This is a genomic window from Bacillus cereus group sp. BfR-BA-01453 (genome assembly GCF_022662915.1).
GTDB classification, from domain to species: domain Bacteria; phylum Bacillota; class Bacilli; order Bacillales; family Bacillaceae_G; genus Bacillus_A; species Bacillus_A paranthracis.
Genome location: NZ_JAKUEN010000002.1, coordinates 152,376 through 177,334, shown reverse-complemented (window position 1 = coordinate 177,334; position 24,959 = coordinate 152,376). Strand labels below are relative to the sequence as shown.

The window sequence follows — 24,959 nt, the reverse complement described above, 5'->3', positions numbered from 1 at the left end:
ACGTAAAGTTTTTAATAAGTTATACAACCAGCAATTACAATCCCAATTGAAAGCGATAAAAACATAAGAAAAAGACCGACCGCTTGATTATCTTCTTCAAGACTTTTATTTATATTAAAGCGTGGTGTAAGCCACTCAGCTAAATAAAAGACGATAATTTGAGCCAAAATCCCAACCGCTCCCCACGAAACCATATCAAGAAGTGAAATGGAATTAGCTGCTGTTGAATATAAAACAATAGCTAACCCAAGTAATCGTCCTCCAAGTACATAGCTTACTGCCTTATTCCCTTGGGCCATTAACTTAAATTCTTTTACTTTCGTTGTCACTTCCATCAGGAAAAGACCTATGCATAAAAGACCAAGTGTTACTGCTAAATATAATAAAAAATTAATCATATACTTCCTCCTTTTTTATACCTACTGGTAAATAGTACGATTCATTCCCCGTAATTTTTTCACCAGCACGAATACCGATACTACTTGCTTTTCCTGCAATTAAAAACGAACCAAACACATACGACAGTTTCTCCATCCCTTTCTCTGTTTCCAAAGATATGACTGGAAGTTCTGTATACTTTTGAAATATCGGCAGTGACGCTTTATACGTTTGGTGTGCATTTTGAATCATAATATTTTCGTCCTTATCACGAATGGTAATCGTGTCTCCCTCTCTACCAAATGAAGGTTTTTGAACGAAAGAACCTTTTCCTAAAAATAAATCTGGTTCTAAATATGTAGGTAACATATATTCTTTAATCCACTGCCGTTCCTCATTTGTATAAAAGGCCTCTTCTTCTGCTAACCCCCAAATAAGACACTGAACTGATTTTGGCTGAAGTAAAAATGCTGACAAAGGATTGATGATAAAAAGCTTTCCGGCTTTTACAAGTTGCAACAACTCCACACCTACCAAATCTCCTGTTTCAGGATCTTGATCCTCAATTAAATCTTCTATCGGATATGTTTGGCGGTATAAAACATCAATTTGCACTCCATCCCTATCCACTAAAGCATCTTTTGTAATTCTAAGTTCTGACATTGGCACGACTTTATTTTCAACATGGCATAGCTGACTCAAATACATAGTCGTATTCCAATCCTCAATATGCTCATGATGCGCTGTAAAAACAACATTTGGGTTGTCTATTCCCTTTGTCGCTTCCATTATAGCTTTTGTAACACCAGAGGATAGCAATCGCTCTTGGCCTAAGTTTGGATCATCATAACCTAGCTTTTTACAAACTTCCCCATTCATTTGAAAGCATTCCATAATAAAGGTAGGTGTATCACTATTAAACTCAAGCATTTTAATTTGGTTATCGCCTGTTAAAACGAAATCAAACCGCGAAATAACAGATTCAGGATATAATCCTTTCATTCTAATGAACGATAAGCTCGCAGGAGGAAATCCAAGTTCAAGAAGCTGTTCGTCACTTAAATTACGCAAAAGTCTAGCAGTCTTAAAAAATATTTTTCCCATTCGTTCAGTTGCTAACTGTAATTGTTTCATAGTCTCATTTGTTATAGAGAAAACATGAAATAAACTATACTCACATTCATATAGATCCGACCAGAAATCCGGATATTTCGAATAAAACTCTTTTCGCTCTCTTATGTACTGCGACATATTTTAGCCCCCAAATCCTCCCTTTGAACCGCTTCCAATTCCACCTTTAAATTCCGCAGACGATTGATAAGATTTAAATGCAGATGAATTTTTGAAAGTGGATTTATTTTGATAGTATCTCCCGCCATAGAAATAATGCCCACGATATCCTGAACTACTATCATCACACTGCCATACCCCAAGTTCATCATCCCAATCCCAATCTGCACAACTTTTATCATTCGGTTTTGGGGGAAGATCTTGTGCGCAGCCAAATAAGGTGCCAGTCATTAAAGACGTTACGACACCACCTACTAACCATTTCGTTTTTGTCACCTTCGCACTCCCCTTTTTAAATTCTATTCCTATTATATAGGATGGCATGATAAAGTAGAAGAAAAAGGAAGAAGAGTGATGAAATGCGCTTAGAATACCGACTTAATGATGAGACGAAAGGGTATCCAGCTTTATGGAACTATGCAAATATTTCTAATTCTGAAATCATTGCACGCATGACTTGTGAATATTTTATAAAAGATAAAAATACATATGTTGTCACTGCAACTTCAGTAGATCCAGACGGAACAGCAGTTATATATATTCAACAAGAAACTTTCTCTAACGATCCTTCAGATCCTACTTACTTCCACATCGGTTTTGAAATTAGAGAGCTAAAGGATACAAGTTCAAACTTGATTGAAAGTAAAGATGTATGGAACTATGAAGAAATCTTGCCATATCTGCATTCAGATATTATATATATTCAACAAGACCGCAAGCATATGGAGTTTGCTTTAGATTCAAGAGAGATTGATGAAGACAGAAAGTGCTATATTTATTACGGAAACTTCACAGGTGAATCAAGATAACATGGATATATGTATACAACAAAAAAACCTTACGTATAAAACGTAAGGTTTTTATATAGCCCCACATATGCCGTTCTCTCTAGATGTCCATAAACCTGCTCTCACAGGTGGATGCTCTCACAAATGTTTGTAACTTCCTTCTTAAAAAGATGGCATGTTAGCTACATTTAAATATTGAACTTCCATATTAAACTTATTGGTTTAAGACATGCATAAGCTACGTACACCGTAGGAATTTTATATAATGTTAGTTGAAATAAGACCCCCGCACGTGCCGCTCCTCGTAAATGTCCAAAAACCCGCTACTCGCAGGTGGATGCCCTCACAGTTACCGTACATCTTCCTCCACAAGGAAGGCTTGATGATGGTCGCTAAATATTGAGCTTCCGTATAACTAACATCGGTTTTAGACATAAATAAGTTACGCACACCGCAGGATGTATTATTTACTTGTCGTTATATTATCACATTGTTTCCAATGTGTAAAATACAAAGTTTTTCGAGCAATCTCTTGCTTGTGACCTTATTTTAATACAAATTATTTTTGCATGCAAGTGATTAATCTTCTTCTTTTGCAATTTGATTTTCTGGATAAGAAATCCAATCACTCCAGCTACCTGCATACAATTTAACATTTTGGAATCCAGCTAATTTCAATGCAACGATATTTGGACATGCTGTAACACCAGAACCACAATATACAATTGTTTCCTTATCTTTCGAAAGGTTTTGGAATCGTTCTTGTTGCTGAGCTTCATTCTTAAATTGTCCTGATTGTAGCATTCCATCCTTCCAAAAATAATTTACTGCTGTTGGAATGTGTCCTGCTTTCGGATCAACAAGTTCCTCTACACCAACATAACGTTTTGGCTCTCTAGAATCAATTAACGTAACATCTGCACCTGCATAGATATTCTCTCTCACCGTTTCCATCGTTACAAGCATATGATTTTGTACATTTGCTTTGAATGCTTTTCGTTTAGCAACAGAAATTTCTGTTGTTACCGGTAGTCCATTCTCTTTCCATGCTGGAAATCCACCATCTAATATATATACTTTCTCATGTCCTACATAGTTTAATAACCACCAAAGACGAGAAGCATTTGCACCCGCTTCACTGTCATATGCAATCACTGTCGTATGTTCATCAATACCAGCCCGCGACAGCTTGTCTGCAAACTCCTCAATATTTGGTAACGGGTGGCGACCACCATGTTCTGTTATAGGACTTGATAAATCTACATTCAAATCAAAATATAATGCATGAGGAATATGTTCCTCCTCATACTTTTCTCTACCCCAATTAGGATTCGCTAAATCAAAACGACAATCGATTATACGGACGTTCTCATCTTCTATATGCTCACGTAACCATTCGACTGTAACCAACATCTTTAACGACCTTCTTTCTCTTTCAAACGACTTACATACTCCATAACCATTTCTTTTGTAACATATTTACGCTCTAGTGTAACACCATTTTTTGCAAGAGCATTAATTTGCTTCGTTACAACATTAATGACATCAACCGAAAATTCTTTCCCATTTGACGCAAGAGATACGGCTGCTTCAATAGCTGCTTCACGCTGCGCATCTAATTGTAAACATGCTTTTACACTTTCATTTTGTTTACGAGAATGTGCTGTAATTGCTTTATGTACTTCCATCTTCTCTTCCCCCTAAATAAGTTATACGTTCTGATTTAATTCCATTGCAAGCCGAATCATATCACGGCATACAATCCCATTTTCAATAATCTCTTCTTCATAATGCTTCGAAAAGTAATCAAAATCAATAGAAAAAATACGAAATCCACATTTTTGATAGAAAGCAAGTTGTGAAACACTAGAATTGCCTGTACCAACTTCAAGTTTTGACATACCATATCCTTTAGCAGTTTCTATAGCATGACTTATTAGCTTCTTTCCAATCCCTTTTCCTTGCAAATGCTCTACAACCGCAATATTCATAATTTCCATCGTCTTCGGCCTTGTTTCCAAAATTACATATATACCGATTACATTATCCTCTTGCTTAGCTACGTATGTTAATCCTCTTTGTACATATGCACCAATTTGCTGTTCACTTGGATCAGCAAGTAGTAATAAAGACTTCGGTATAGCTTCTTTTGAAATACGTTCTATTACAACAGTCATAAAAAATTCCCCCTTCTCTATTGTTCTAAACCCTCCTTGTCTACCATAAGTAATAGAAAGGAGGGATTCACCATGGACAACAATGAGAAAAAATGCAACGTCATCTCTATTGATGGAAAGAAGAAGAAGAGCGACACGTATTCCTATCCAAAATTAGTAGTAGAAAATAAAACATATGAATTTTCTTCGTTCGTCTTATGCGGTGAAACACCAGACGGCAGACGACTCGTTCTTACTCATATGATTTCTACCGATGAATTTGCTGGATTTGTCAAATCTTTAGATACGGTACTACAAAAGAAAATCGAACGAATCTTTTTCTCATAACGACTACATCACATACATTTCTTTTTCAATCTCTACTAATTGCTTTTGCAATTGTTCTTTACTTTGTTCATATAGTGATACATCAATCGTTTCAGCCAATGCAAATAATACACTTTCATAATAATTCATCACATCTTGCTGCATCACTTTTTGGAATAAGTTCCATTTCAAATCCCACTCTTGCTTATAATGATGAACAAATAAATCTTTTTCATCAGCTACATAGTTTGATACGAGAGGTTCTAATACAGATTTAGCGTCTTCTTGCATAAAGGCTTTGTCATTCTTTTCAAAAAAGCTTTTCTCGTTTTTAAAGTGTGCCAATGCTTTTTTGAAATCTTTTATTTCAACTGAAGGGAACGGTTCTTTATGTGTAATATCTTTATATTCATATTCCACTGTTCCATTCATAGAAATTGATTCATTTTCTACTTTACAGTTCACCACAATTTCATTCTTTGCACGCTTCATCGCTTCATCTATCCATCTTTCAAGGCGTAATGATGTCGCACGCATTTCTTGTAATAAATCATGCTGAATAAATGCTACTAATTCCATAACACACTGCTGCAACTGCACTTTCACATTTCCATCCGTTCGAAGCGATGCTGGATTAATAAATTCAGTAAACACATCGTTATAGCGTAGGAATAGACGTTGTTGCACGTAATAAAGCAATTCTTTCACTTCATTTTGCATCGCCTGTTCTTCAGCAAGCACACTATATGATGAAATAATATGAAGTAGTTGATCACGCTCTGCTTCATATTTTTTCGTTTGCTTCTCTTTCTCTTCATTCCCCTGCTTTGCACCATTTATCATATTTACTAACAGCTGATCTGCCCCTTGCAATGCACCATATAAAGCATGAACAGATACGAGCATTAAATCTCTCATCATAAAGGATGTAAATGATTCCTCGAACTTAGCAATCCCAGAGTTTTGTAAAATACCGTACTTCTCTTTCTCAATATTTTTTCCTTGTTTCTCTTCAAGCGCACATAAACTTGAAATTGCAAATAAACGTGGATTTCTAATACCGTATTGCAGTAGCTGGTTTGCGATATAACCTTTTACCATTTCAAGTTCTTCTTCAGACTCTGCTAAATCGGCCGCATTAATTAAGAAGAACATTTTATCAAGAGCAAAAGTATCCTTTACACGACCAAGCTGAATTAAAAATTCACGGTCAGCACGAGAGAACACGTGATTATAATACGTGACAAACAAAATAGCATCTGCGTTTTTAATATACTGGAACGCAACGTCTGTATGGCGGGCGTTAATAGAATCCGCTCCAGGTGTGTCTACAAGCGCTACTCCTTGCCTTGTTAATGCACAATCATAATAAAGCTCCATGTACTCAACAAAACAAGATTTTTCTTCATTCGCTACATAATCAGAAAACTCTTCTAATGTAACTTGTACTTGCTCACCTAAATGTGCAGAAACTGTATCATACCCTTTTTGTACTGCTCGTAAAAAACTAAATGTTGTTTTTTGCTTCCCAGTTGGTGAAGGGTATTTCATAACTTTATCAATCTGTTCTAACGCTTCATCTAACGTAGTAATCTCATAATGAAATAGCTTATAAACAGCTTTCATATCTTCTAATAAGGCTTGCTTTGATTTAAATTGAACCATTACTGTTCCGTGTGGTTTTTCCTCTGTAACTGGAAAAATTTGATTAATCGTTGCCGTCGTCGGATTTGGTGACACTGGAAGTACTTTCTCACCAAGCAACGCATTGGCAAATGATGATTTCCCAGCACTAAAAGCTCCGAATAATGCCACTGTAAATTGTTTTGTTTCCACACGGCGCCTTTTTTCTATTACCTCTTGCTGTACATGTTTTAGCGCTGGCAACGGCTCTAATATCGTTTCAGCTTTCTTCACTTTCTCTAATATACGCTGAATATTTAAAGCTGCCGTTCCTTTTATCTCTTCCTCATGAGCCGCTACGTTATCATTTACAACTTCCTGCTCTTGTAGTGTAAATTTCTCACTAACAATTTGCTTTTCCCTTTGCAATATCTCATCTATTTGCAACCCTTCTGGTGTAGCAACACGCTCATGCCAAACATTTTGTAAATAGCCTTCATATGCCTCCAAATTGTTACTGTATTGCAATTGTGTTTCTTTCGCCGTTTGCAACATCGTATATGTTTCAATCTCTTCTTCAATACGATCAACTTCTTCTTTCACCTTTTGCTTTAAAACGACTGCACTTTTATCAAAAATTTGTTGTGCTTTTGTAAAATAACGTTTCTTTAATTCATTCGCTACATCCGCTGTATAAAGAAGTAAGTAATCACCAGTGAAACCTGCACCTTGTTTAATTACTTCCGCTAACATTTCTGGTCCAAAAGCAATTTCTAAAGCATATATGTCTTTCCCAATCTCTTCTGTAAACAACCCTTCTTCTTTTAAGAAGGCAACAATAAATTCTTTCACATGAAAATCAAGTTGCGTTTCGACAGTCTTTTGCAAAGTAGCATAAAAAGCATCTAAACGTCTCTGTTTTTCTTGCTCAGTCTTTCCTTTCGCAAATAGCAAACCAACTTTAAATTTTGTTAATTTCGTTTCTAAGTACGCATTTGCCAATTCTCTCATTTCAAATGGCATTAAATACGCGTTATCTAATATAGCTTGTAAGCCTTTTATAAATTCATTTCTCATTTGAGACTCTTTATTAGCCTCGTGATATTTCATTTCCGTTAGCTCTTCTTTCTTTTCAACTATTTCTGAAATGGAAAGCGGTGATGCTAACTCTTCCTCATATTTCAAAAGAGCTTTTTCATTTTCAGAAAGAATAAACGAGACATGTTCTCCCATTAAATATTCTGTTTCTCGCTCCATTCCAGCTCTTACATACTGCTCTTTTTCTTTCATAATAGAAGTAATTAATGTTTCCAAGTTTCCAAGTTCATTATGTGGATGGTTCATCATTCGTAATGATGTATAATAAACTCCATCTACTTCAATATCCCAGTTAGAGAACGATTGTTTTACACTGTCTCTATAATCCTCAAATGATAATTCATTTTCTTTATGTTTATCTATTTGATTGACAACGAGATAAACCGTTTTATTACGTTGTTTCAATTCTTTAACAAATTGTAAATTCACTTCCGATTGGACGTGATTATAATCCATCATATAAAAAATTACGTCTGCTAGATGCAGCGTTGATTCTGTCGCTAGTTGATGGGCATCATCTGTTGAATCAATCCCTGGTGTATCAACTAACATAACACCTTCTGGAATTGGCGCATCATTTCGATAAATATGAACACCAATTACCTCATCGCCATCTTTACAAATTTGTTTTAATTCTTCTGCTGAATATGCACCGTCATATTCGTACTGCTCTCCAGATTTAATCGTTACAACAACACGATCAGACCCCTTTTCAATTTTAACGACGTTAGCGCTTGTCGGAATTGGACTTGTCGGTAACAACTGCGCTTTATATAGATGATTCATCATCGTAGATTTCCCTGCTGAGAAGTGACCGCAGAATGCTATCATAAGCTGCTCTCGTTTATATTTTTGAATCACTTCAAACAACTTTAAGCTATTCTCTGCATCGCCGTGTTTTTGCCACTCTTCATAAAAACAAACAAGTTTTTTCATACCGTTTGTCTGTACTATGTTTGTCATCCCCTTGTTCCCCTTTATCCAAGATGTATATACTTTTCCCCGCTATTTGCGAGCTCATAATCAACAGGAGATACATCCTCTCATTGATTACCGTTTCACTTTACTATCATACTAAATTTTCAGCATATTCTCATTAAAAATAAAAAATCCCTTTCATTCTTTTTACAAATGAAAGGGATTTTATGTAATATCACTCATTTTGCTGTTCCTACTCCATTTAAAACATACTTTGCAATAACTGCATATACAGCGACTGTACCTGCTACTAATGCATATACCATACTCGTGCACCAACCTTTTTTGATAATGATTATCACTTTTGAATACATTTTATCATTAAAGAGAATCATTATCAACACTTTTCATAAAGAAAGCCCCTTATAAGAAGGAGCTTTACTGCCTGTTTTGAAGAAGATTAAAACTTGTTGTGCACTCTTATTATATCTCATCTTACATAACTTAATAGTTAAAAAAAATGGAAATCCACCCTATACCCTCCATCTTACATTTTGTATAATAAAAGGGAATTACTTAACAAGGAGGAAAATAATGACACAAAATATTTCACAAGGCGAGAGGATACACTCCATCGATATTATTAGAGGAATAGCTGTACTTGGTATTTTTCTTGTTAACTGGCCTGTTATCGCCGGAGTCGACTCCCGTGATATTACAGGAATTTACGAAGGGATAGACAGCTACATTCGCCTATTTTACGATATGTTTATTCAAACGAAATTTTATACCATTTTTTCGTTTTTATTCGGATTAGGTTTTTATATTTTTATGAATCGTGCTGAGGCGAAAACAGATCGACCAAAAACTTTATTTGTTCGTCGCTTACTTATTTTATTATTATTTGGTTTCTTACATTACGTTCTTTTATGGGACGGAGACATTTTACATACTTATGCAATTACCGGGTTTTTCTTATTTTTATTTTACAAAAGAAAGCCACGTACTATTTTAATATGGTCAGTTGTACTATTAAGTTTCATGCAATTGTTCACATTATTAGGTTCTCTTGTCATGTTAATCGTGCCAGTAGAGGAGTTAGGCCTTTCCACAGCAATTATGCCGTTAGAAAACTGGGGCTTACAAATCACAGACCGATTCTATTCTTTCTACTCTGAAGCAATAAGTAACAGTCTTATTATGCTTCCTGAAACACTAGGATTGTTTTTACTCGGATTATATGCCGGTAAAAAAGATATTTTCCGCCGTGCGAAAGAATTAGATCCAAAACTAAAGAAATGGCAAATCATTATGTTCATTTTAACATTACCGATGTGGTTTATTATGGTTTACTTCTTTATGAACAATCAACCATACACACCATTTTCACTTATGGGTATTACGATGATAAGCGGAAAGACATTATTCATATTCTACATTTTCACGCTCATGCGTTTATTACAAAAAGAAAAATGGCAAAAGATATTACGTCCGTTCCAGTACGTTGGTCGAATGGCATTAACAAATTATATCTCGCATACAATTGTTACGTTGCTTGTATTCGGAATATTGTTCAAAAATGATTATCTTGCTCCATTATGGGTAGGACCACTATTTTGCATCGGTTTCTACACGCTGCAAATCTTTATTAGCCGCTGGTGGCTGTCACGTTACCAATACGGACCACTTGAGTATATATGGCGCCTTGGTACGTACGGAAAGATGATGCCACTTAAAAAGAAAAGCAAGGTCTCGTAGTGAGACCTTGCTTTTTTATGCTTCTCTTACCGCACTTTGTATCGGAACTGGTTCATCCTTTACTTTCACTTTACGCTGCGGCACCATATTAAATACGATATTTAACAATACTGCTGATGCACTTCCAAGTACAATTCCGTTATCCGTTAAAATACGAATACTTTCTGGAAGTTGTGAGAATAATGTTGGAACGACAGTAACCCCTAGTCCAATCCCAACAGAACATGCAACGATTAATAAGTTTTCTTGTCTTCCAAAATCAACACTGCTTAACATTTTAATACCATATGCCATTACCATACCGAACATCGCTAACATCGCACCGCCAAGTACCGATTTCGGAATAATTGTTGTAATGGCTGCGATTTTTGGAATGAACCCAAGAACGATTAACATACCACCACACGTGTAAATAATAACGCGATTTCTTACTCCAGTTAATTGAACAAGCCCTACGTTTTGAGAGTATGTTGTATATGGGAAGGCGTTGAAAATACCACCTAACACCATCGCTAATCCTTCTGCACGATAACCTTTTGTTAATTCTTTTTCACCAATCTTTTTATTGCAAATATCAGATAATGCAAAGTAAACACCTGTTGCTTCTACAATCCCTACGCAAGCAACTAAAATCATCGTAATAATTGGCGTTAATTCAAATGTTGGTGTACCGAAGTAAAATGGCTGAACACCATGGAACCAATTTGCTTCTCCAACCGCTTGCAAGCTTACTTTCCCCATAAATGCTGCAACGATTGTACCGAACAATAGACCTAGTAAAATAGAGATTGAACGAATAAATCCGTCGAAGAAACGATACATAATGATGATAAATAGTAACACACCAAATGCTAATGCTAAATTTTCAAGACTACCGAAATCTTTACTTCCTACTCCACCAGCCATATCATTAATTGCTGCTGGAACAAGTGTAACTCCAATTACAGTAACGACAGATCCTGTTACAACAGGGGGAAACAGCTTTACAAGCTTTCCAAATAATTTCGCAAAAATAACAACGAATAACCCCGCAGCAATAATTGCTCCATAAATAGAAGATACGCCGTATTGTTTTCCGATTGCAATCATCGGCCCAACGGCTGTAAATGTACAACCTAGTACAACTGGGAGCCCAATACCGAAAAAGCGATTTGATAATGCTTGTAAAATTGTCGCAACGCCGCACATTAATAAATCAATTGAGACTAAATACGTTAACTCTTTTTGATTTAAACCTAGGCCGCCGCCCACAATAAGCGGAACGATAATTGCGCCCGCATACATAGCAAGCATATGCTGCATACCGAGCGATGCGATTTTAATTGGATGTTGCTTCATCGTTTATTTCACCTCCGCAGTTTCTTGCTGTACAAATGTAACTGCGTTATTATCAAGTGATGCAATTTCTGCTAGTGATTCAACACGAACGCCTTGTTCACGAAGCTTCTTTCCTCCATCTTGAAATGCTTTTTCAATAACAATACCAAGCCCAGCAATACTTGCTCCTGCTTGCTCAACTAAACTCATTAAACCTAAAGCAGCCTGACCGTTCGCTAAAAAGTCATCAATAATTAAAACGCGATCACTTTCATCAATATGATTTCGAGATAATGAAATTTCATTCGTCTCTTGTTTTGTAAATGAATATACGCTTGCAACATACATATTATCTTGTAACGTTAACGATTTACGTTTTCTTGCAAAAATTACTTTTACACCAAGCTCCAGTGCAGCCATAACCGCTGGTGCAATACCTGAAGATTCAATCGTCACGATTTTTGTAATGTTCTCTTCTTTAAAACGTTTAGCAAATTCTTTTCCGATTTCTTGCATAAGTACTGGATCAATTTGATGATTTAAAAAAGCATCTACCTTTAATACGTCACCAGATAAAACCTTTCCTTCGTTCAAAATCTTTTCTTGTAATACTTTCATGTTTGTTCCCCCTCTTATGCAATAAAAAAACTCCAAAAGCTGCCACCACTCGTTACAAGTGAGAGACGCGCTTTTGGAGTTTCGCAAAAAAAGAATGCTAAACAAGCAAATATATTCGTCCTCACTCATAGTCAAAGTATTTACGGTACTTCGGTAGAAACTTGCAGGCCATATCCCCGCGATTATATGAGTGTAGCTAACTATTTATTTTATAGAAGGATTATAACGTATTTTTTATACTTTGAAAAGCTTTTATTAATAAAACACGGACAAATTTTATAAAATCATCATTTTCGTTCGAGTTTTGTAAACTCTTTCATTCCCAATTATAACTTCGTTAAAATAATTGATCCATCTTTTGTAATCGCAATTGTATGCTCATATTGAGCTGATAATTTCCCATCCATCGTTCTCGCGGTCCATCCATTTAAATCTACTTTCGAATATCGCATACCTACATTGACAATTGGCTCAATTGTAATTACCATCCCTTCTTGTAACTCAGGCCCTTGTCCCGGCTTACCAAAATGAAAAATTGCTGGTTCTTCATGAATCTCTTTACCGATTCCATGTCCCGTAAAGTCTCTTGCGACAGAAAAACCTTCACTTGCTACATAACTTTCAATCGCATAACCAATATCTCCTACATGATTACCGATTATCGCCTGATCAATGCCTTTATACAAAGCATTCTCAGCTACTAGTAATAACTTTTCTGCTTCATCAGAAACTTTTCCAACTCTATACGTCCAAGCAGAATCTGAAAGACCACCATTTAAGTTTACTACCATGTCAATTGTTACAATATCACCTTCAGTTAAAGGAACATCGGCCGGAAATGCATGACACATTTCATCGTTTACAGATGCACATATCGCATATGGATATCCGTTGTACCCTTTCTGCTCAGACGTTGCACCATGCTGTTCTAAATATGCTTCAACAAACGTATTAATTTCTTTTGTCGTAATACCTGGTTTCATCATCTTCGCAATTTCTCTATGACATGAAGCAAGTAATTTTCCAGATTCATGCATTAACTCTATTTCATTTTTCGTTTTCATTATACTCATGCTGTCTCTCCTTACTAAACTTGCTATTTACCATTAAACTTCAATCATACACATCCTCTTCCAAAATTACAAAACTTCCAATTACAAATAGTATGATTTATTTCTGTATAAAAAAACAGAAGGAGATTCTTCTGTTTTTTTAATCATTTTTACATATATAATTCATTTTCAAAAACTCAAAACAACTACCATTTGTTTTCTGTATAAACGTTCCAACTGCTTCAAACCCTGCCCTTTTATACACTTTAATCGCTCTCTCATTAAATGTAACTACTGATAGTGTTATATACTTGCATCCGTATTTTTCTTTACTAAAAGCTATTATAGCGTTTAAGAACTGTAAACCAAATCCGTTCCCAGTTATGTTAGGTCTCATTCCAAGACCAATATCAACCGTTCCATCATTTATTTTACAAACAGTAACATAACCAATGAGAGTGCCATTTTCCTTCACAGAAAATGTATGATCCCCTCTACTTTCATCATGTAAAAATTCGGCTAAATCTTCTTCATCTGCCTCTATATCGTAAAAGGAATATTTCCCTTCATAATGCCAGTTGTATGCAATTTCTTCTGCTTCTTCTTGCGTCATTACTGTATATGTATAAGCCATTCTTCTATCCCCCTTTAAAAAAAGAGCTGCAAGTAAGCAGCCCTTTTTTTATAACTCATAAATCTCTCTATACTTCGTTTCTAAATAATCGGCTAAATAGTTTGCATTTAATCCTTCATCTGTTACATCTTCTAAAATTTCAAGTGGCTTTTTCGTTTTACCGTATTGGTGAATGTTTTCTGTTAACCATTCACGAATTGGTGTTACGTTTCCTTCTTCTAATAATGCATCAAAATTCGGAATGTCTTTTACCATTCTTTGCTTAAATTGCGCTGCATACATATAACCAAGCGCATAAGATGGGAAGTATCCAAATGAACCACCAGCCCAGTGAACATCTTGTAATACGCCTTGTGCATCGTTAGCCGGACGAATTCCTAAATATGCTTCCATTTTATCGTTCCAAGCCGCTGGTAAATCCTTCACTTGTAATGTGCCATCAAATAACTCTTTCTCAAGTTCATAACGAACCATAACGTGAAGCGGATATGTAAGCTCATCTGCTTCTATGCGAATAAATGAAGGCTTCGATTCATTTATTGCATCATAAAACTCATCTACTGATATATCATTGAATTGACCATCGCTATACTCTTTTAATAAATCATAATTTTTCTTCCAGAATGATTTATTACGACCGATAAAGTTCTCAAAGAATAATGATTGTGACTCATGAATACCCATAGATGTTCCACTACATAGCGGTGTACCTTCAAATTTCTCTGCAATATTTTGTTCATATACAGCATGACCACATTCATGAATTGTGCCAAACACAGCCATACGGAAATCTTTTTCGTCATAGCGTGTCGTAATACGAACATCCCCTCTATTTAATGTGATCTCAAATGGATGTACCGTTTCATCAAGACGACCTGCTTCAAAGTCATAATTTAATTGCTTTAATAGCTCTAATGTAAAGTTTTTTTGTTTTTCTTTTGAAAAATGTTCTGATAAAGCACTTGTCTTTAATCTCTTTTGCGAATCCGATATTTCTTTTACGAGCGGTACGATACGCTCACGAAGTTGACCAAATACGTGGTCTAACACTTCTACCGTAATGCCCGGCTCATACATATCTAATAATGTATTATATTTATATGTTTCATAACCCCAATATGTAATAAATTTCTTTTTAAATTCAACGATTTGTTCTAAATACGGACGGAACATTTCGAAATCAGATTTTTCGCGAGCTTCTTCCCACACACTTTCTGCTTTCGCTTCTAATTTCACATACGCTTCATATTCCGCTTGTGGAATTTTCTTATTTCTATCATATTCTTTACGGCACTCTTCCACCATTTTCTTCGTCGTTTCAGAAAGCTTGTCTTCACGTATTAAATCTTCAAGCTCTGTTAAATAATTTCCCATTTCATCTGAAGTCGACATAGCAAACACTTCTGATGAAAGCATGCCAATTACTTCTGAACGCTGGTCTACACCTTTTTTAGGCGCCCCTGTTCTCAAGTCCCAAAACATTAAGCTTAATGCTTCTCCGTAATTTTGTATCTTCTTCACATATGTTAAAAATTGTTTTTCTACTTCATATGTAGCTACTGTCATTATATAAAAACCTCCTTTTTCTACCTCAAACTTAATTCGACATGAAATTCTAAATTCCTTTTATAATAGAAAAAAAGCTTGGCAAGCGCCAAGCTTTCTCTTTATAATTCTTTACCTTCTACTGGTAGTACGTTTTTCACTGCTTCTACCACTTTCTCATCTTCTGTATCAGATAAGAAGATTGATATAGCACCTTTATCTTCGCTCGTACGAATTAAACGGCCAATCCCTTGACGAAGACGTAAAATCATATATGGTACATCTACATCCCAGAATGGATCATTTACGTGCTTACGCTTCGCTTCAAACACAGGATCGTTTGGAGGGAATGGTAATGACCAAATAATAACATGTGATAATGATGAACCAGGAATATCTAAACCTTCCCATAAATGAACGGCACAAAGTACAGTCTCTTCTTCATTTTGGAAACGAGAAACAAGCTGACTAATTTCTTGGTCCCCTTCATATAGGAACGGAACTGACATTTGTTCTTTACTTACATATTCTTTAAACGCTGCAAGTTCTTGCGTTGTACGGAATAATACAAGTGTACGTCCATTTGTTTTTTGTATATTTTCAAGTGTATATTGACACTTTCTTTCCCATTCATTTTCTTTCGTATGAGATAGTAAGTTTACTACCATTTGCTCTTCGTAATCAAACGGGGAGGCAACTGAGAATGATAAGTAATCTTTTACCCCTAGGCTATTTGCTGTAAATGAGAATGAATCGTTGTTAGATAATGTAGCAGAAGAGAAAATATACGGGATTTTCTTCGAGAATACTTTCTCTTGTAATACTTCTTCAACTGCACGCGGCATAATTACTAACGTGAAAGCTCCATCACCTTCTTCACCCCATGTAATTACATTTTTCTCGTGCATAAACAGACGAAGTGAATGCTCTAATACATCTAAATGTTCATCAACGATATTTAAATCATACGTGTTTACTGTATGCATTTCACTTTCAAATACTAATGCATCACCGACTTCACCAATTTTCGCATAAAGTCGCTTCGCTTCAGCCGTTACTTTTTCTGTCACAGTAATTTCTAAACGATCAGAACCAGCAATTTCTTTTTTATTCTCTTGTAACACATCAAAGAATCGCTCTGTTTGCCAAATTGTTTCTTCTACTAAATGCGCAAACTCCTCGCGAATATCATTTTGTAATAATCTCGTTAAAAGTTGCTCCATCATCGTTTGCTTTAAACGATATGTTAAAGCTTTTTGAGCTGCATATTCTACAAGATGTCCTTCATCAAATACAACACAACTACTTTCTGGTAATAATGGAATTTGTCCTTCACGCTTACGAGCATCATACGTCCAAATATGATCCATATAGAAATCTTGAGAGCAAATAATTAAATCTGCTGCTTTACGATAATGTTCACGTGATAGAGTTTGCCCGCAACGATGTCGAGAATCACAAGTGAAACAATCTTGGAAGTAATCCCAATTTACTTTTGACCATTCCTCGTCATTTAAAAGCGGAAATTCTTTTCGGTCACCATAGTGAGTAAAGTTTTGCATCGTACCGTGGTCAAATACAAACTGCGGTAATTCGTAGTATACATCTTCAATTACTTCTGGAGCTCGTCCACTCATAACATCTTCAAGTTTACGTAAACATAAATAATTATCCATTGATTTCGCAAGTCTTACATCTACCGATAAGCCTAATGCCTCAGATAATTTAGCAATGTCCCCTTCTTCTTTTACAAGCTGCTCAATTAACGTTTCATCTGCACAAGCGATAATCGCTGGTTTCCCAGTATAACGCGCATAGCAAATTGCATATAGAAGATATACAATTGTTTTCCCGGTTCCTACACCCGCTTCTGCGAACATAACTTTCTTTTCTTGGAAAGCACGCTCTAATTGAAACGCCATAAAAATTTGTTCATCACGCTCTTCAAAACCTTTTTCCGGAAGGATGTCATAAAACACATCTCCAATCCACTCATTCAACTTATCATAAAAATTGTCTTGTTTCCCTACTTCAAATGGTAATCTCTTCTCAGTAAACATCCTTAGCCTCCAACCAAAAAGTTTTTCTATAAAAGATATAGCAACTGCTACTCATATGTGCGCAGCCACTTTCCCCTGTTGTAATACATGGAAATACACGAAAAAAAATTTTCCTTTCGAAAAAGGAAAATTTTCTTCTATATTAATGACTTTAAATACCGTTTATCTATCGCTGTTTCATGCGAAAGAGCTAACAAATATTCTTCTTGTGCTTTTTGTATTTCATCTACAATCGCACCTTGGTTATCCACTTCTTTTCCGAGCTCATCATACGTACGGTGAATAGCTTTTTGAATCATTGATAATTGGAAACTATCCATATCAGTTCCTCCTTTACGCATTACATAATAGCCAGTATATGCGTGCTGGAGGAGTTTTATACTATGAATTACGAGGTGGACGTTTTCCGAAGTATTGGTAGTAATCTGTACGGATAAATCCATTAAACAGTTTACGTTTCTTCGATGCATCTTTTCCGTAGCACTTCTCAAATGCTTCGTAACTTGTTAATACATATGCCGACCATGTGTCTAATGGACGGAATACTTGTCCCATTTCTTTATACAGTTGTTCAACAAGTGCTTTTTCACTTAAACGCTCTCCGTATGGAGGATTCGTTACAACATAGCCATAATCCTCTTTTGTTGTGAAATCTTTTACTTGCATCTGTTTAAATGTAATTAAATCACCTAAACCTACTTCTTCTGCGTTATCTTGAGCAACTCGAATCATACGATGATCAATATCTGATCCAATGATTTGCAATGGTTGATCATAGTTCGCTAAATCTTCTGCTTCTTGACGAGCTTCACGCCAGTTTTGTTTACCAACCCAGCCCCACTCATCCGATGCAAAACCACGGTTAAAACCTGGTGCGATATTTTGTCCAATTAATGCTGCTTCAATCGGAATTGTACCTGATCCACAGAAAGGATCCACGAAAGGACGATCTGGCTTCCAGTTTGTTAATTTAATTAAAGACGCAGCTAATGTTTCTTTTAAAGGAGCTTCCCCTTGATCCACACGATATCCACGTTTATGAAGTCCAACACCGCTCGCATCGATTGTTAATGTTGCGATATCTTTTAACATTGCAATCTCAATACGGAATAACGGGCCATCTTCTTCAAACCAAGTTGTACGTTTATATGTTGTTTTTAATTTTTCAACGACAGCCTTTTTAACGATACGCTGGCAATCCGAAACACTGAATAACTCAGATTTTAAAGATTTACCGATAACAGGGAACTCACCGTTCTCTGGAATATAATCTCCCCAGTTTAATGCTTTTGTTTTCTCAAACAGCTCATCAAATGTTGTCGCTTTAAATTCGCCAACTTTAATTTTCACACGGTCCGCAGTACGTAACCATAAATTCGTGCGACAAATCGCCTTTTCATCTGCTTCAAATGTTACTTTGCTGTTTTCTACTTGGCATTCATAACCTAGATCACGAACTTCTCGGGCAACTAAAGCTTCAATACCCATTGCCGCTGTTGCGATTAAAGTAACTTTTCCCATTTGCATTCACCTCTTATGTATATTCAAACAATAATTAATAGCCATTTCTCCTATTAATTATTACATTTTACGAAGAATTTTCTCATTAACCATTTTAACTCATCATTTATAACTTCATACAAATAAAAAGCCCTCCTCTAACAAAGGAGAGCTGAGTTATTTCATAGTTGGTTCATAACGTTCTGTAAGCCATGTTCTGTTCCTTTGTACTGCAAACGGCCCACGCCTCGTACTCCGGTGGCAATCATCTATCTACAGGTTATACAACCTGTCCTTTCCCATCGTTCATTTCCTTGGAAAAGATTCCCCTACCATTATTTGGGTTTCTCGCTCGTGGGGTTTACCTCGTTCCACTCCTATCATTTCTTCAAGGACTTCGTCACTGTGGCACTTTAAAGGTAGTCAAACCATATCCGAAAGGACTTAGGTTTTTTCCCTGCCGTTAAACCAGCCTTACAGCCAGAATACCCTAGCTTATGAATTGGCTAGGCACGAACACTACAGCCATCTCAGGCCGTGCGAGCATGGACTTTCCTCTACAACGTTGGCGTTGCAGCGATTACCCAAACGTTATGACATCCATTAGTATAGTGGAAACAAAAAGATTTTGCAATGTTTTTTTCTATGTAAAATGCTGTAACCTTTTTATCACCAGAAATTATTCGTATAACTTACTTCCAAATACAGCTTTTTCTAAATTCGATAAACGTTTTAAAATGTCCGTATTCGTGTTGTTATATACTGGTTGTGCAACTGGTGTTTGTACAACTGGTTGTTGTGGAACTTGCGTTGCTGCTAGCTTTTGCTCTTCTAATTCACGCTTTAAACGAGCATTTTGTTGCTTTAATTGTTCAAATTCCTTGTGAAAAGCTTCATAATCTTTAATGATCATATCAAGAAACTTGTCTACTTCTTCTTGTTGATAACCTCTCATACCTGTTTTAAATTCTTTTTCTAAAATATCTTTCGCCGTTAATTTAATTTTATCCGAAATCATTTTCTTCACCTCAAATTTTTGCCAAAACTTTCATTAACTAAATTTTTTCAGAAACAATGCTTTTTGTCAATCATATATACGAGTACTATATTACATATTACTCAGCATTATTCCACTGTTCCTCTTCTATTATATCTTGTAAATCGGAAAAAAGAATGAAATAACTGTGATAATTTTCTATTTCTCCTTTTTTCTTTGCTGCTTCTACAATATATTTAGGACTCCCTGGTTTTTCTTCATCATATACAGCTAAAAGCGCATCACTTTTTTCAATAAAAAATTGATTTTTTAATTTAAATTGCTCTGGGCTTTCGTACTTACGTTTCGTGATACTATCAACATGGTCTGCTTGAGAGAGAATAAATTCGTAATATTCACGGTTATCTTCCTTCCAACCTTCTTCTTGTTCTAAAAATGGAGTAAATACCGCTAATTTTAAATCTGGATATTCTACTTGTATTTCAAAAACAACTTCAGCAGCCCATAATTCTACACCTAACTGGCCACTTATTATAACCCACTCTAAACCATCTTCTACAAAAGCAATTAATTTACGACGCAACGCCTTTTTTATACATTCTACTCCTGGATGATCATTTTTAAATATTCCAAGTTCAAAGGGCTTATAGCCTGTTACTGCAATAACTTTCATATCAACACTCCAATTACAAAAAAAGAACTAGCATTTCGCTAGTTCTAACATATCATTTACTTTTTAAATATTCCACCAACGTTTGGTCCAATATTCGGACCTACTGGTGATACATTGTTTGGTAAAAATGGTGATACATTTGGTCCTGGTCCGAATGGGGATATTTGATGACCGTGGTGGTGGTGATGATGACCATGGCCACATGGTCCACATCCGCCGAATCCTGGATCGATTGGGTCCACAACATTTACATTTGAATTTGTTTGCGGGAAGAAGTTTTGGTTTTTAATTTGTTGATGATGTACATGTGTTGTATGCGTCGGGAAAATGTGTGGCACCACCGTTGTTGAAAAAGAATGTGTTACGCATTGTTTCGTCGGATGAATGACAGGAGCAGTTGTACAAATAGGTCCTGTAGGCTTATGCCCTCCAAAGCAAGGATGACAATGATGCATAGTTTTTCTCTCCTCTCTCATAAAAAAAATCTGATTACACTTTACAGTATGAGAAAAGAGGGTAAGCCGCTTGTTATATATACCCATTTATTCTAAGGAAATTTGTCTAGTCTTTGATTTTCTATCCAATGCTTTTTATAGACAAACCTTTGACATTACTTACCAAAAAAGCCTCCCACTTGCTTTACAATACCTGTCACTTGATTCATCGCATTCATCATTTGTCCAGCTGTATTCATCATTTTATTTACATCATAGTTACCATCTGAATTTTTAAATTGGGAAACAAAACTAGAAAATTGACTTGGTTGCTGCTGTTGCTTTTGTTTATTTTGTGTCGGATACGGTTGTTTTGGTGGATAAAACATCGCTTGTTGATTGCCATAGGGAGATGGTGGTGGCATATAGTATTGTGAATTTATATAAGGTTGCGGTTGTTGATTCATATACGGTTGCTGCGGTTGATTCATAAACGATACTTCAAATGGCTGGTAATAATTTTGATTTCCATAATGAGGCTCGAAAGGATACATATTATAACGTAAATATGTATCCGTATTATATTGGTACATATTTTGCTGTGCATATGGATTAGATTGCTGATATACGTTAGATTGTTGAAACATGCATTCTCTCCTCCTTCACATAAGTTTCTACATATATAATATGTACTTGTAAAATAATTTGTGTGACGGAGTATGTGTCTATTTTTGTCGGAAGTTTAAATTTTTAAAAAATTATAAAAGAAAACCCTTCCATGCTATGATAAAAAAGAAGAAGATTCTCATGGGGGAGGAATCAACATGGTATTAGGGGATTTAAAACAAGCGTTTTCTCAAAAAAAGGGGTATTACACAGAGAATGTAAATGAATTGTTAGACTTTGCGAGACATTGGTATCTCGAAGGGAAAATATGTATTTCAGATTACCGAACAGTAATAAAAGAACTAGAAATAAACGGGGCAACAAAACCTACAACAGTGACAGAAGCATAAAAAAACAAGGGGGTTTCCCCTCTTGTTACTTACATTGCTCAATTATATTTTGCAAAGTATACGAAATGGCTTGATGCGTTTCAAAGAATCGCTTACCTTTACCTTTATTTACAAAGCATTGCAACACATTTGTTTGTAAATTATCGTACACTTGATCAATTTGCTGTACATGTATATACTTCGGTTTTTCTTCCTTAATCCATTCATAAGCTAATTCTTTCCATACTTTTAATTCCTCATCTACCATATCTACAAACGGTTTCATATCCTTATAAAAATCGTATTCAATCATTTCTCTTTTTTTCACATTTGCTTCATTATTATGTTGCATAAGTTTTTCCGAAGACTGTATTAATGCTTCATACTTCATTTTATTCCCACCTTATTATGCACTCACTACGACGTTTTGAAATGCCTTCACCCAATTCCCTTTTTCTTCGTGATGCACTAATTTATTTTCCATATGCTCAATATGCATTTCTGTTATTTCTATCTTGTTGCATATTTTTTCACTCTTATCCTTTAATGCATGATTCATTCTAATCCCTATATTCATTTCCAGCAAATCGAGAGAACTTAACATTTGATCCATTGTTTTCATTACATCTTCCTTCTGAACCATCGCCATATACAAAACGCCTCCTTCTTTGCTTTTCCTTTGTCATGTAATTTCGCCGGATGATTCTTCACTCCTGCCCACATGACAAAACTAGTTGTTATTCGTCAAAGAAATCATTTTGTATGTCATTTATAGAAATGGTAACAATACAAAAAGGAGGTGCATGAAAATGGCAAAGAACAAAAACGAAAAAAAGAAAAAACAAAATAAACAAAATAAACCCGAAACTGGCAATCCAAAATTAGATGGTCCAAACTTCCCTGCTACATAAAGTGAAACTTCTTTAATCTCTTATATTCATTACGTTTTGAGATTAAATGTTTAGCACGCATAGTAGGGTTACTTCACATTAAGAAGTCCCGTCTTCATTTATGAAGACGGGACTTCTTTTTTATTATATCACGAACTCATCTATCCTTTTAACAAAACGATTTACGGTGGAAGCAATATAGATTTGCTCCCTCTTTCTTTTATACCATTCTGTTATATCAACTTCACCCGTATACTCTTCTGGTAAAAATAGTTCATTTATTTCCGTATCTCTACAAAACCAATCTCTCATACTTATTTCATCATGTGCAACAGCAGGATAAACTTCTCTAAGAGCTGGTGTACAAGATTTTCTAGCTTCACTTACATAACATTCATAATCTGCTCTTGATCCTGTGTGTATTGTTTGCGCTGCAAATCTATGGAATAAGCTTTTGTAATTCGGATGGAACAGTAACGCTGCTAATTTCTTTCCTAATTCTATACGCTTCTGTAACGTTTCAAATTGATAAACTGAAAAACCATACACCTTCCCTTCAACGGTTGGGAATATAACGGCACTAATATGAAGCATTTCTTGTAATTTAAAAAGGGCTGTATGGAATACATGTTTTTTAAAGTATGCATTCTCAATAACTGGTTTTTGAATTTTATTTTGTTCATTTATAATAAGCGCTGTCATAAGTCTATTTATATCTTTTTTCTCCCAAAAATACATCCATTCTTTTTCCATAAAAATGGATACGTTAAAATATTGTAACAAATGGAATAGTGGGATCTGCCTCCTCTTACTTTCTTCGTATAACAACAGCTGAGGAAATACATCTAAAAAAATAATCCAATTCGCTTCTTCATAAGTCAAAAACAAATGTTTTTTTACTGTTTGAGGTAAAACAGTAGCATAATACCTCCCTTGTAAATCAGTCATATTCCACCCCGCATTTCTCGAGACCATACTCGCTAAAAAAGCCCACCTAATTTCACTATTTCTTACATAATAATCTTGATAAGACTGCGTTCGAGAAACGTTGTCCCTATTAGCTGTTTCTATTTCCCTATTAATGTTGTAAACGATTGCTTTTTCTTCTTCTGTACAGACCATATTTTTACGATATTGTTTAATTTTTTCATAATCATTCCATGTAAACATGAATAAGTCATCATACCTTTCTTGAAAAAGGTCACATCTTTTTTCATTTTTTGTTATAATCACCTTTGTAAGTAATTCTTAGCAAGTTGGGAGTGGACACACTATGACCATTCGTTACCCAAATGGAAAACGATACAATCAAGCTTCACAACCTCATAAAACACCAATTAAAAAACATACTTATAGTAACAGAGGTATGTCCCTTGAAGAGGAATTGAATGAAACGAATGAATATTACTTAACCCATAATATTGCATGCGTACATAAAAAACCTACCCCTCTTCAAATTGTAAAAGTAGATTACCCCGCTCGAAGTGCTGCAGTGGTAAAAGAAGCGTATTTTAAACAACCTTCTACAACAGATTACAACGGTGTATATAAAGGGAAATACATCGATTTTGAAGCGAAAGAAACAAAAAATAAAACGAGTTTTCCACTTCAAAACTTCCACCTTCATCAAATTGAGCATATGAAGCAAATAATCGCTCATAATGGAATTGCATTTGTTATTATTAAATTTACACTTTTTGATGAACTTTATTTATTAGATGCAAAACATATTATTGCATTTTGGAATCGTCAAAATACAGGTGGAAGAAAATCGATTACGAAAGAAGAAATAGAAGAGCATGGATCTTTATTATCATGCGGTTATCACCCTCGGATTGATTATATCCGTGTACTAGACACGGTTTATTTTTCGTGATAGAGTCATCACTAAGGCTCTTTTTTCGACTT

29 protein-coding genes, 3 other RNA genes and 1 riboswitch are annotated in these 24,959 nt (G+C 35.4%); of the genes, 6 read left to right on the top strand and 26 right to left on the bottom strand.

Annotated features, from left to right (window positions below):
• Positions 1 to 11: 11 nt before the first annotated feature.
• From MR070_RS05695 to MR070_RS05685, 3 genes are read right to left on the bottom strand one after another with little or no spacing between them, the layout of a single operon-like run.
• Positions 12 to 398 (bottom strand): DUF350 domain-containing protein, encoded by a 387-nt coding sequence (locus MR070_RS05695; protein ID WP_000606860.1) that lies wholly within the window; start codon positions 396 to 398, stop codon positions 12 to 14.
• The gene (locus tag MR070_RS05690; RefSeq protein ID WP_138322231.1) at positions 391 to 1,629 is read right to left on the bottom strand and encodes a glutathionylspermidine synthase family protein; all 1,239 of its coding nucleotides are present in this window, start codon (positions 1,627 to 1,629) and stop codon (positions 391 to 393) included. The genes MR070_RS05695 and MR070_RS05690 overlap by 8 nt, the downstream gene beginning before the upstream one ends.
• Before the next feature lie 3 nt (positions 1,630 to 1,632).
• The gene (locus MR070_RS05685; RefSeq protein ID WP_000169020.1) at positions 1,633 to 1,944 is read right to left on the bottom strand and encodes a hypothetical protein; all 312 of its coding nucleotides are present in this window, start codon (positions 1,942 to 1,944) and stop codon (positions 1,633 to 1,635) included.
• A gap of 83 nt (positions 1,945 to 2,027) precedes the next feature.
• On the opposite strand from MR070_RS05685, the gene MR070_RS05680 reads away from it, so the two are divergent.
• Positions 2,028 to 2,477: a hypothetical protein gene (locus tag MR070_RS05680; RefSeq protein ID WP_242260740.1), complete on the top strand. Its 450-nt coding sequence runs from the start codon at positions 2,028 to 2,030 to the stop codon at positions 2,475 to 2,477.
• 54 nt (positions 2,478 to 2,531) lie between these two features.
• Here MR070_RS05680 and ssrS (MR070_RS05675) read toward each other — a convergent pair.
• From ssrS (MR070_RS05675) to MR070_RS05655, 5 genes are all read right to left on the bottom strand, one after another.
• A non-coding RNA gene (gene ssrS, locus MR070_RS05675) (6S RNA) lies at positions 2,532 to 2,715 on the bottom strand.
• Between the two features lie 21 nt (positions 2,716 to 2,736).
• Positions 2,737 to 2,919: non-coding RNA, 6S RNA (gene ssrS / locus MR070_RS05670), on the bottom strand.
• A gap of 116 nt (positions 2,920 to 3,035) precedes the next feature.
• Positions 3,036 to 3,869, bottom strand: a complete 834-nt coding sequence (locus MR070_RS05665; protein WP_000961783.1) for a sulfurtransferase — start codon at positions 3,867 to 3,869, stop codon at positions 3,036 to 3,038.
• A gap of 2 nt (positions 3,870 to 3,871) precedes the next feature.
• A complete protein-coding gene (locus MR070_RS05660) occupies positions 3,872 to 4,144 on the bottom strand; it encodes a YpbS family protein (protein ID WP_000451811.1) in 273 nt (90 codons plus the stop codon).
• A gap of 21 nt (positions 4,145 to 4,165) precedes the next feature.
• Positions 4,166 to 4,633, bottom strand: coding sequence for a GNAT family N-acetyltransferase (locus MR070_RS05655; protein ID WP_044790378.1), 468 nt, complete (start codon positions 4,631 to 4,633; stop codon positions 4,166 to 4,168).
• Positions 4,634 to 4,705: 72 nt separating this feature from the next.
• Between MR070_RS05655 and MR070_RS05650 the strand changes: the two genes are divergently transcribed.
• Positions 4,706 to 4,960 carry a DUF3931 domain-containing protein gene (locus MR070_RS05650; RefSeq protein WP_000369740.1) on the top strand — a complete coding sequence of 85 codons (255 nt, stop codon included), beginning with the start codon at positions 4,706 to 4,708 and terminating at the stop codon, positions 4,958 to 4,960.
• 3 nt (positions 4,961 to 4,963) lie between these two features.
• On the opposite strand, the gene MR070_RS05645 is transcribed toward MR070_RS05650, so the two are convergent.
• Together MR070_RS05645 and MR070_RS05640 are read right to left on the bottom strand one after the other, a co-directional pair.
• The gene (locus MR070_RS05645; RefSeq protein WP_242260738.1) at positions 4,964 to 8,623 is read right to left on the bottom strand and encodes a dynamin family protein; all 3,660 of its coding nucleotides are present in this window, start codon (positions 8,621 to 8,623) and stop codon (positions 4,964 to 4,966) included.
• Between the two features lie 194 nt (positions 8,624 to 8,817).
• Entirely contained in the window at positions 8,818 to 8,973 is a 156-nt protein-coding gene (locus MR070_RS05640) for a hypothetical protein (RefSeq protein ID WP_000600129.1), read from the bottom strand.
• 199 nt (positions 8,974 to 9,172) lie between these two features.
• On the opposite strand from MR070_RS05640, the gene MR070_RS05635 reads away from it, so the two are divergent.
• A complete protein-coding gene (locus MR070_RS05635; protein WP_144660181.1) occupies positions 9,173 to 10,336 on the top strand; it encodes a DUF418 domain-containing protein in 1,164 nt (387 codons plus the stop codon).
• Between the two features lie 15 nt (positions 10,337 to 10,351).
• On the opposite strand, the gene pbuX is transcribed toward MR070_RS05635, so the two are convergent.
• From pbuX to MR070_RS05570, 13 genes are all read right to left on the bottom strand, one after another.
• Positions 10,352 to 11,674, bottom strand: coding sequence for a xanthine permease PbuX (gene pbuX, locus MR070_RS05630; protein WP_139895787.1), 1,323 nt, complete (start codon positions 11,672 to 11,674; stop codon positions 10,352 to 10,354).
• A 3-nt stretch (positions 11,675 to 11,677) separates the two neighbouring features.
• Positions 11,678 to 12,271: a xanthine phosphoribosyltransferase gene (locus MR070_RS05625; RefSeq protein ID WP_000866495.1), complete on the bottom strand. Its 594-nt coding sequence runs from the start codon at positions 12,269 to 12,271 to the stop codon at positions 11,678 to 11,680.
• Positions 12,272 to 12,379: 108 nt separating this feature from the next.
• A riboswitch (purine riboswitch) is annotated at positions 12,380 to 12,481 on the bottom strand.
• Between the two features lie 116 nt (positions 12,482 to 12,597).
• Complete coding sequence (locus MR070_RS05620; protein WP_242260736.1) at positions 12,598 to 13,344, bottom strand: type I methionyl aminopeptidase; 747 nt, start codon at positions 13,342 to 13,344, stop codon at positions 12,598 to 12,600.
• A gap of 139 nt (positions 13,345 to 13,483) precedes the next feature.
• Positions 13,484 to 13,957 carry a GNAT family N-acetyltransferase gene (locus tag MR070_RS05615; protein ID WP_242260734.1) on the bottom strand — a complete coding sequence of 158 codons (474 nt, stop codon included), beginning with the start codon at positions 13,955 to 13,957 and terminating at the stop codon, positions 13,484 to 13,486.
• Positions 13,958 to 14,005: 48 nt separating this feature from the next.
• Complete coding sequence (gene ypwA, locus MR070_RS05610) at positions 14,006 to 15,523, bottom strand: carboxypeptidase M32 (protein WP_242260732.1); 1,518 nt, start codon at positions 15,521 to 15,523, stop codon at positions 14,006 to 14,008.
• 101 nt (positions 15,524 to 15,624) lie between these two features.
• Positions 15,625 to 17,562, bottom strand: coding sequence for an ATP-dependent DNA helicase (locus MR070_RS05605; RefSeq protein WP_242260725.1), 1,938 nt, complete (start codon positions 17,560 to 17,562; stop codon positions 15,625 to 15,627).
• A gap of 137 nt (positions 17,563 to 17,699) precedes the next feature.
• Complete coding sequence (locus MR070_RS05600) at positions 17,700 to 17,882, bottom strand: DUF3921 family protein (protein WP_000376892.1); 183 nt, start codon at positions 17,880 to 17,882, stop codon at positions 17,700 to 17,702.
• 61 nt (positions 17,883 to 17,943) lie between these two features.
• Complete coding sequence (locus MR070_RS05595) at positions 17,944 to 19,083, bottom strand: THUMP domain-containing class I SAM-dependent RNA methyltransferase (RefSeq protein WP_000521234.1); 1,140 nt, start codon at positions 19,081 to 19,083, stop codon at positions 17,944 to 17,946.
• Between the two features lie 180 nt (positions 19,084 to 19,263).
• Positions 19,264 to 19,654: RNase P RNA component class B (gene rnpB / locus MR070_RS05590), an RNA gene on the bottom strand.
• A gap of 87 nt (positions 19,655 to 19,741) precedes the next feature.
• Positions 19,742 to 20,080: a cell division regulator GpsB gene (gpsB, locus tag MR070_RS05585; RefSeq protein WP_000622430.1), complete on the bottom strand. Its 339-nt coding sequence runs from the start codon at positions 20,078 to 20,080 to the stop codon at positions 19,742 to 19,744.
• Between the two features lie 97 nt (positions 20,081 to 20,177).
• On the bottom strand, positions 20,178 to 20,732 hold the full coding sequence (locus MR070_RS05580; RefSeq protein WP_000862920.1) for an SLOG family protein: 555 nt from the start codon (positions 20,730 to 20,732) through the stop codon (positions 20,178 to 20,180).
• A 56-nt stretch (positions 20,733 to 20,788) separates the two neighbouring features.
• A complete protein-coding gene (locus MR070_RS05575; protein WP_088119130.1) occupies positions 20,789 to 21,187 on the bottom strand; it encodes a CotD family spore coat protein in 399 nt (132 codons plus the stop codon).
• A 155-nt stretch (positions 21,188 to 21,342) separates the two neighbouring features.
• Positions 21,343 to 21,813, bottom strand: a complete 471-nt coding sequence (locus MR070_RS05570; RefSeq protein WP_000487707.1) for a YppG family protein — start codon at positions 21,811 to 21,813, stop codon at positions 21,343 to 21,345.
• Positions 21,814 to 21,990: 177 nt separating this feature from the next.
• Here MR070_RS05570 and MR070_RS05565 point away from each other — a divergent pair, with 177 nt between their 5' ends.
• The gene (locus MR070_RS05565) at positions 21,991 to 22,182 is read left to right on the top strand and encodes a YppF family protein (RefSeq protein ID WP_000242664.1); all 192 of its coding nucleotides are present in this window, start codon (positions 21,991 to 21,993) and stop codon (positions 22,180 to 22,182) included.
• Between the two features lie 25 nt (positions 22,183 to 22,207).
• On the opposite strand, the gene MR070_RS05560 is transcribed toward MR070_RS05565, so the two are convergent.
• Positions 22,208 to 22,552 carry a YppE family protein gene (locus tag MR070_RS05560; protein ID WP_000872959.1) on the bottom strand — a complete coding sequence of 115 codons (345 nt, stop codon included), beginning with the start codon at positions 22,550 to 22,552 and terminating at the stop codon, positions 22,208 to 22,210.
• A gap of 15 nt (positions 22,553 to 22,567) precedes the next feature.
• Positions 22,568 to 22,810, bottom strand: coding sequence for a hypothetical protein (locus MR070_RS05555; protein WP_001252039.1), 243 nt, complete (start codon positions 22,808 to 22,810; stop codon positions 22,568 to 22,570).
• A gap of 85 nt (positions 22,811 to 22,895) precedes the next feature.
• On the opposite strand from MR070_RS05555, the gene MR070_RS05550 reads away from it, so the two are divergent.
• Positions 22,896 to 23,072: a hypothetical protein gene (locus tag MR070_RS05550; protein WP_001982922.1), complete on the top strand. Its 177-nt coding sequence runs from the start codon at positions 22,896 to 22,898 to the stop codon at positions 23,070 to 23,072.
• Positions 23,073 to 23,195: 123 nt separating this feature from the next.
• Here MR070_RS05550 and MR070_RS05545 read toward each other — a convergent pair whose 3' ends face one another.
• Positions 23,196 to 24,221, bottom strand: a complete 1,026-nt coding sequence (locus MR070_RS05545) for a DUF2515 domain-containing protein (protein WP_242260722.1) — start codon at positions 24,219 to 24,221, stop codon at positions 23,196 to 23,198.
• Positions 24,222 to 24,324: 103 nt separating this feature from the next.
• On the opposite strand from MR070_RS05545, the gene recU reads away from it, so the two are divergent.
• On the top strand, positions 24,325 to 24,927 hold the full coding sequence (gene recU / locus MR070_RS05540; RefSeq protein WP_000155590.1) for a Holliday junction resolvase RecU: 603 nt from the start codon (positions 24,325 to 24,327) through the stop codon (positions 24,925 to 24,927).
• Positions 24,928 to 24,959 lie beyond the last annotated feature (32 nt).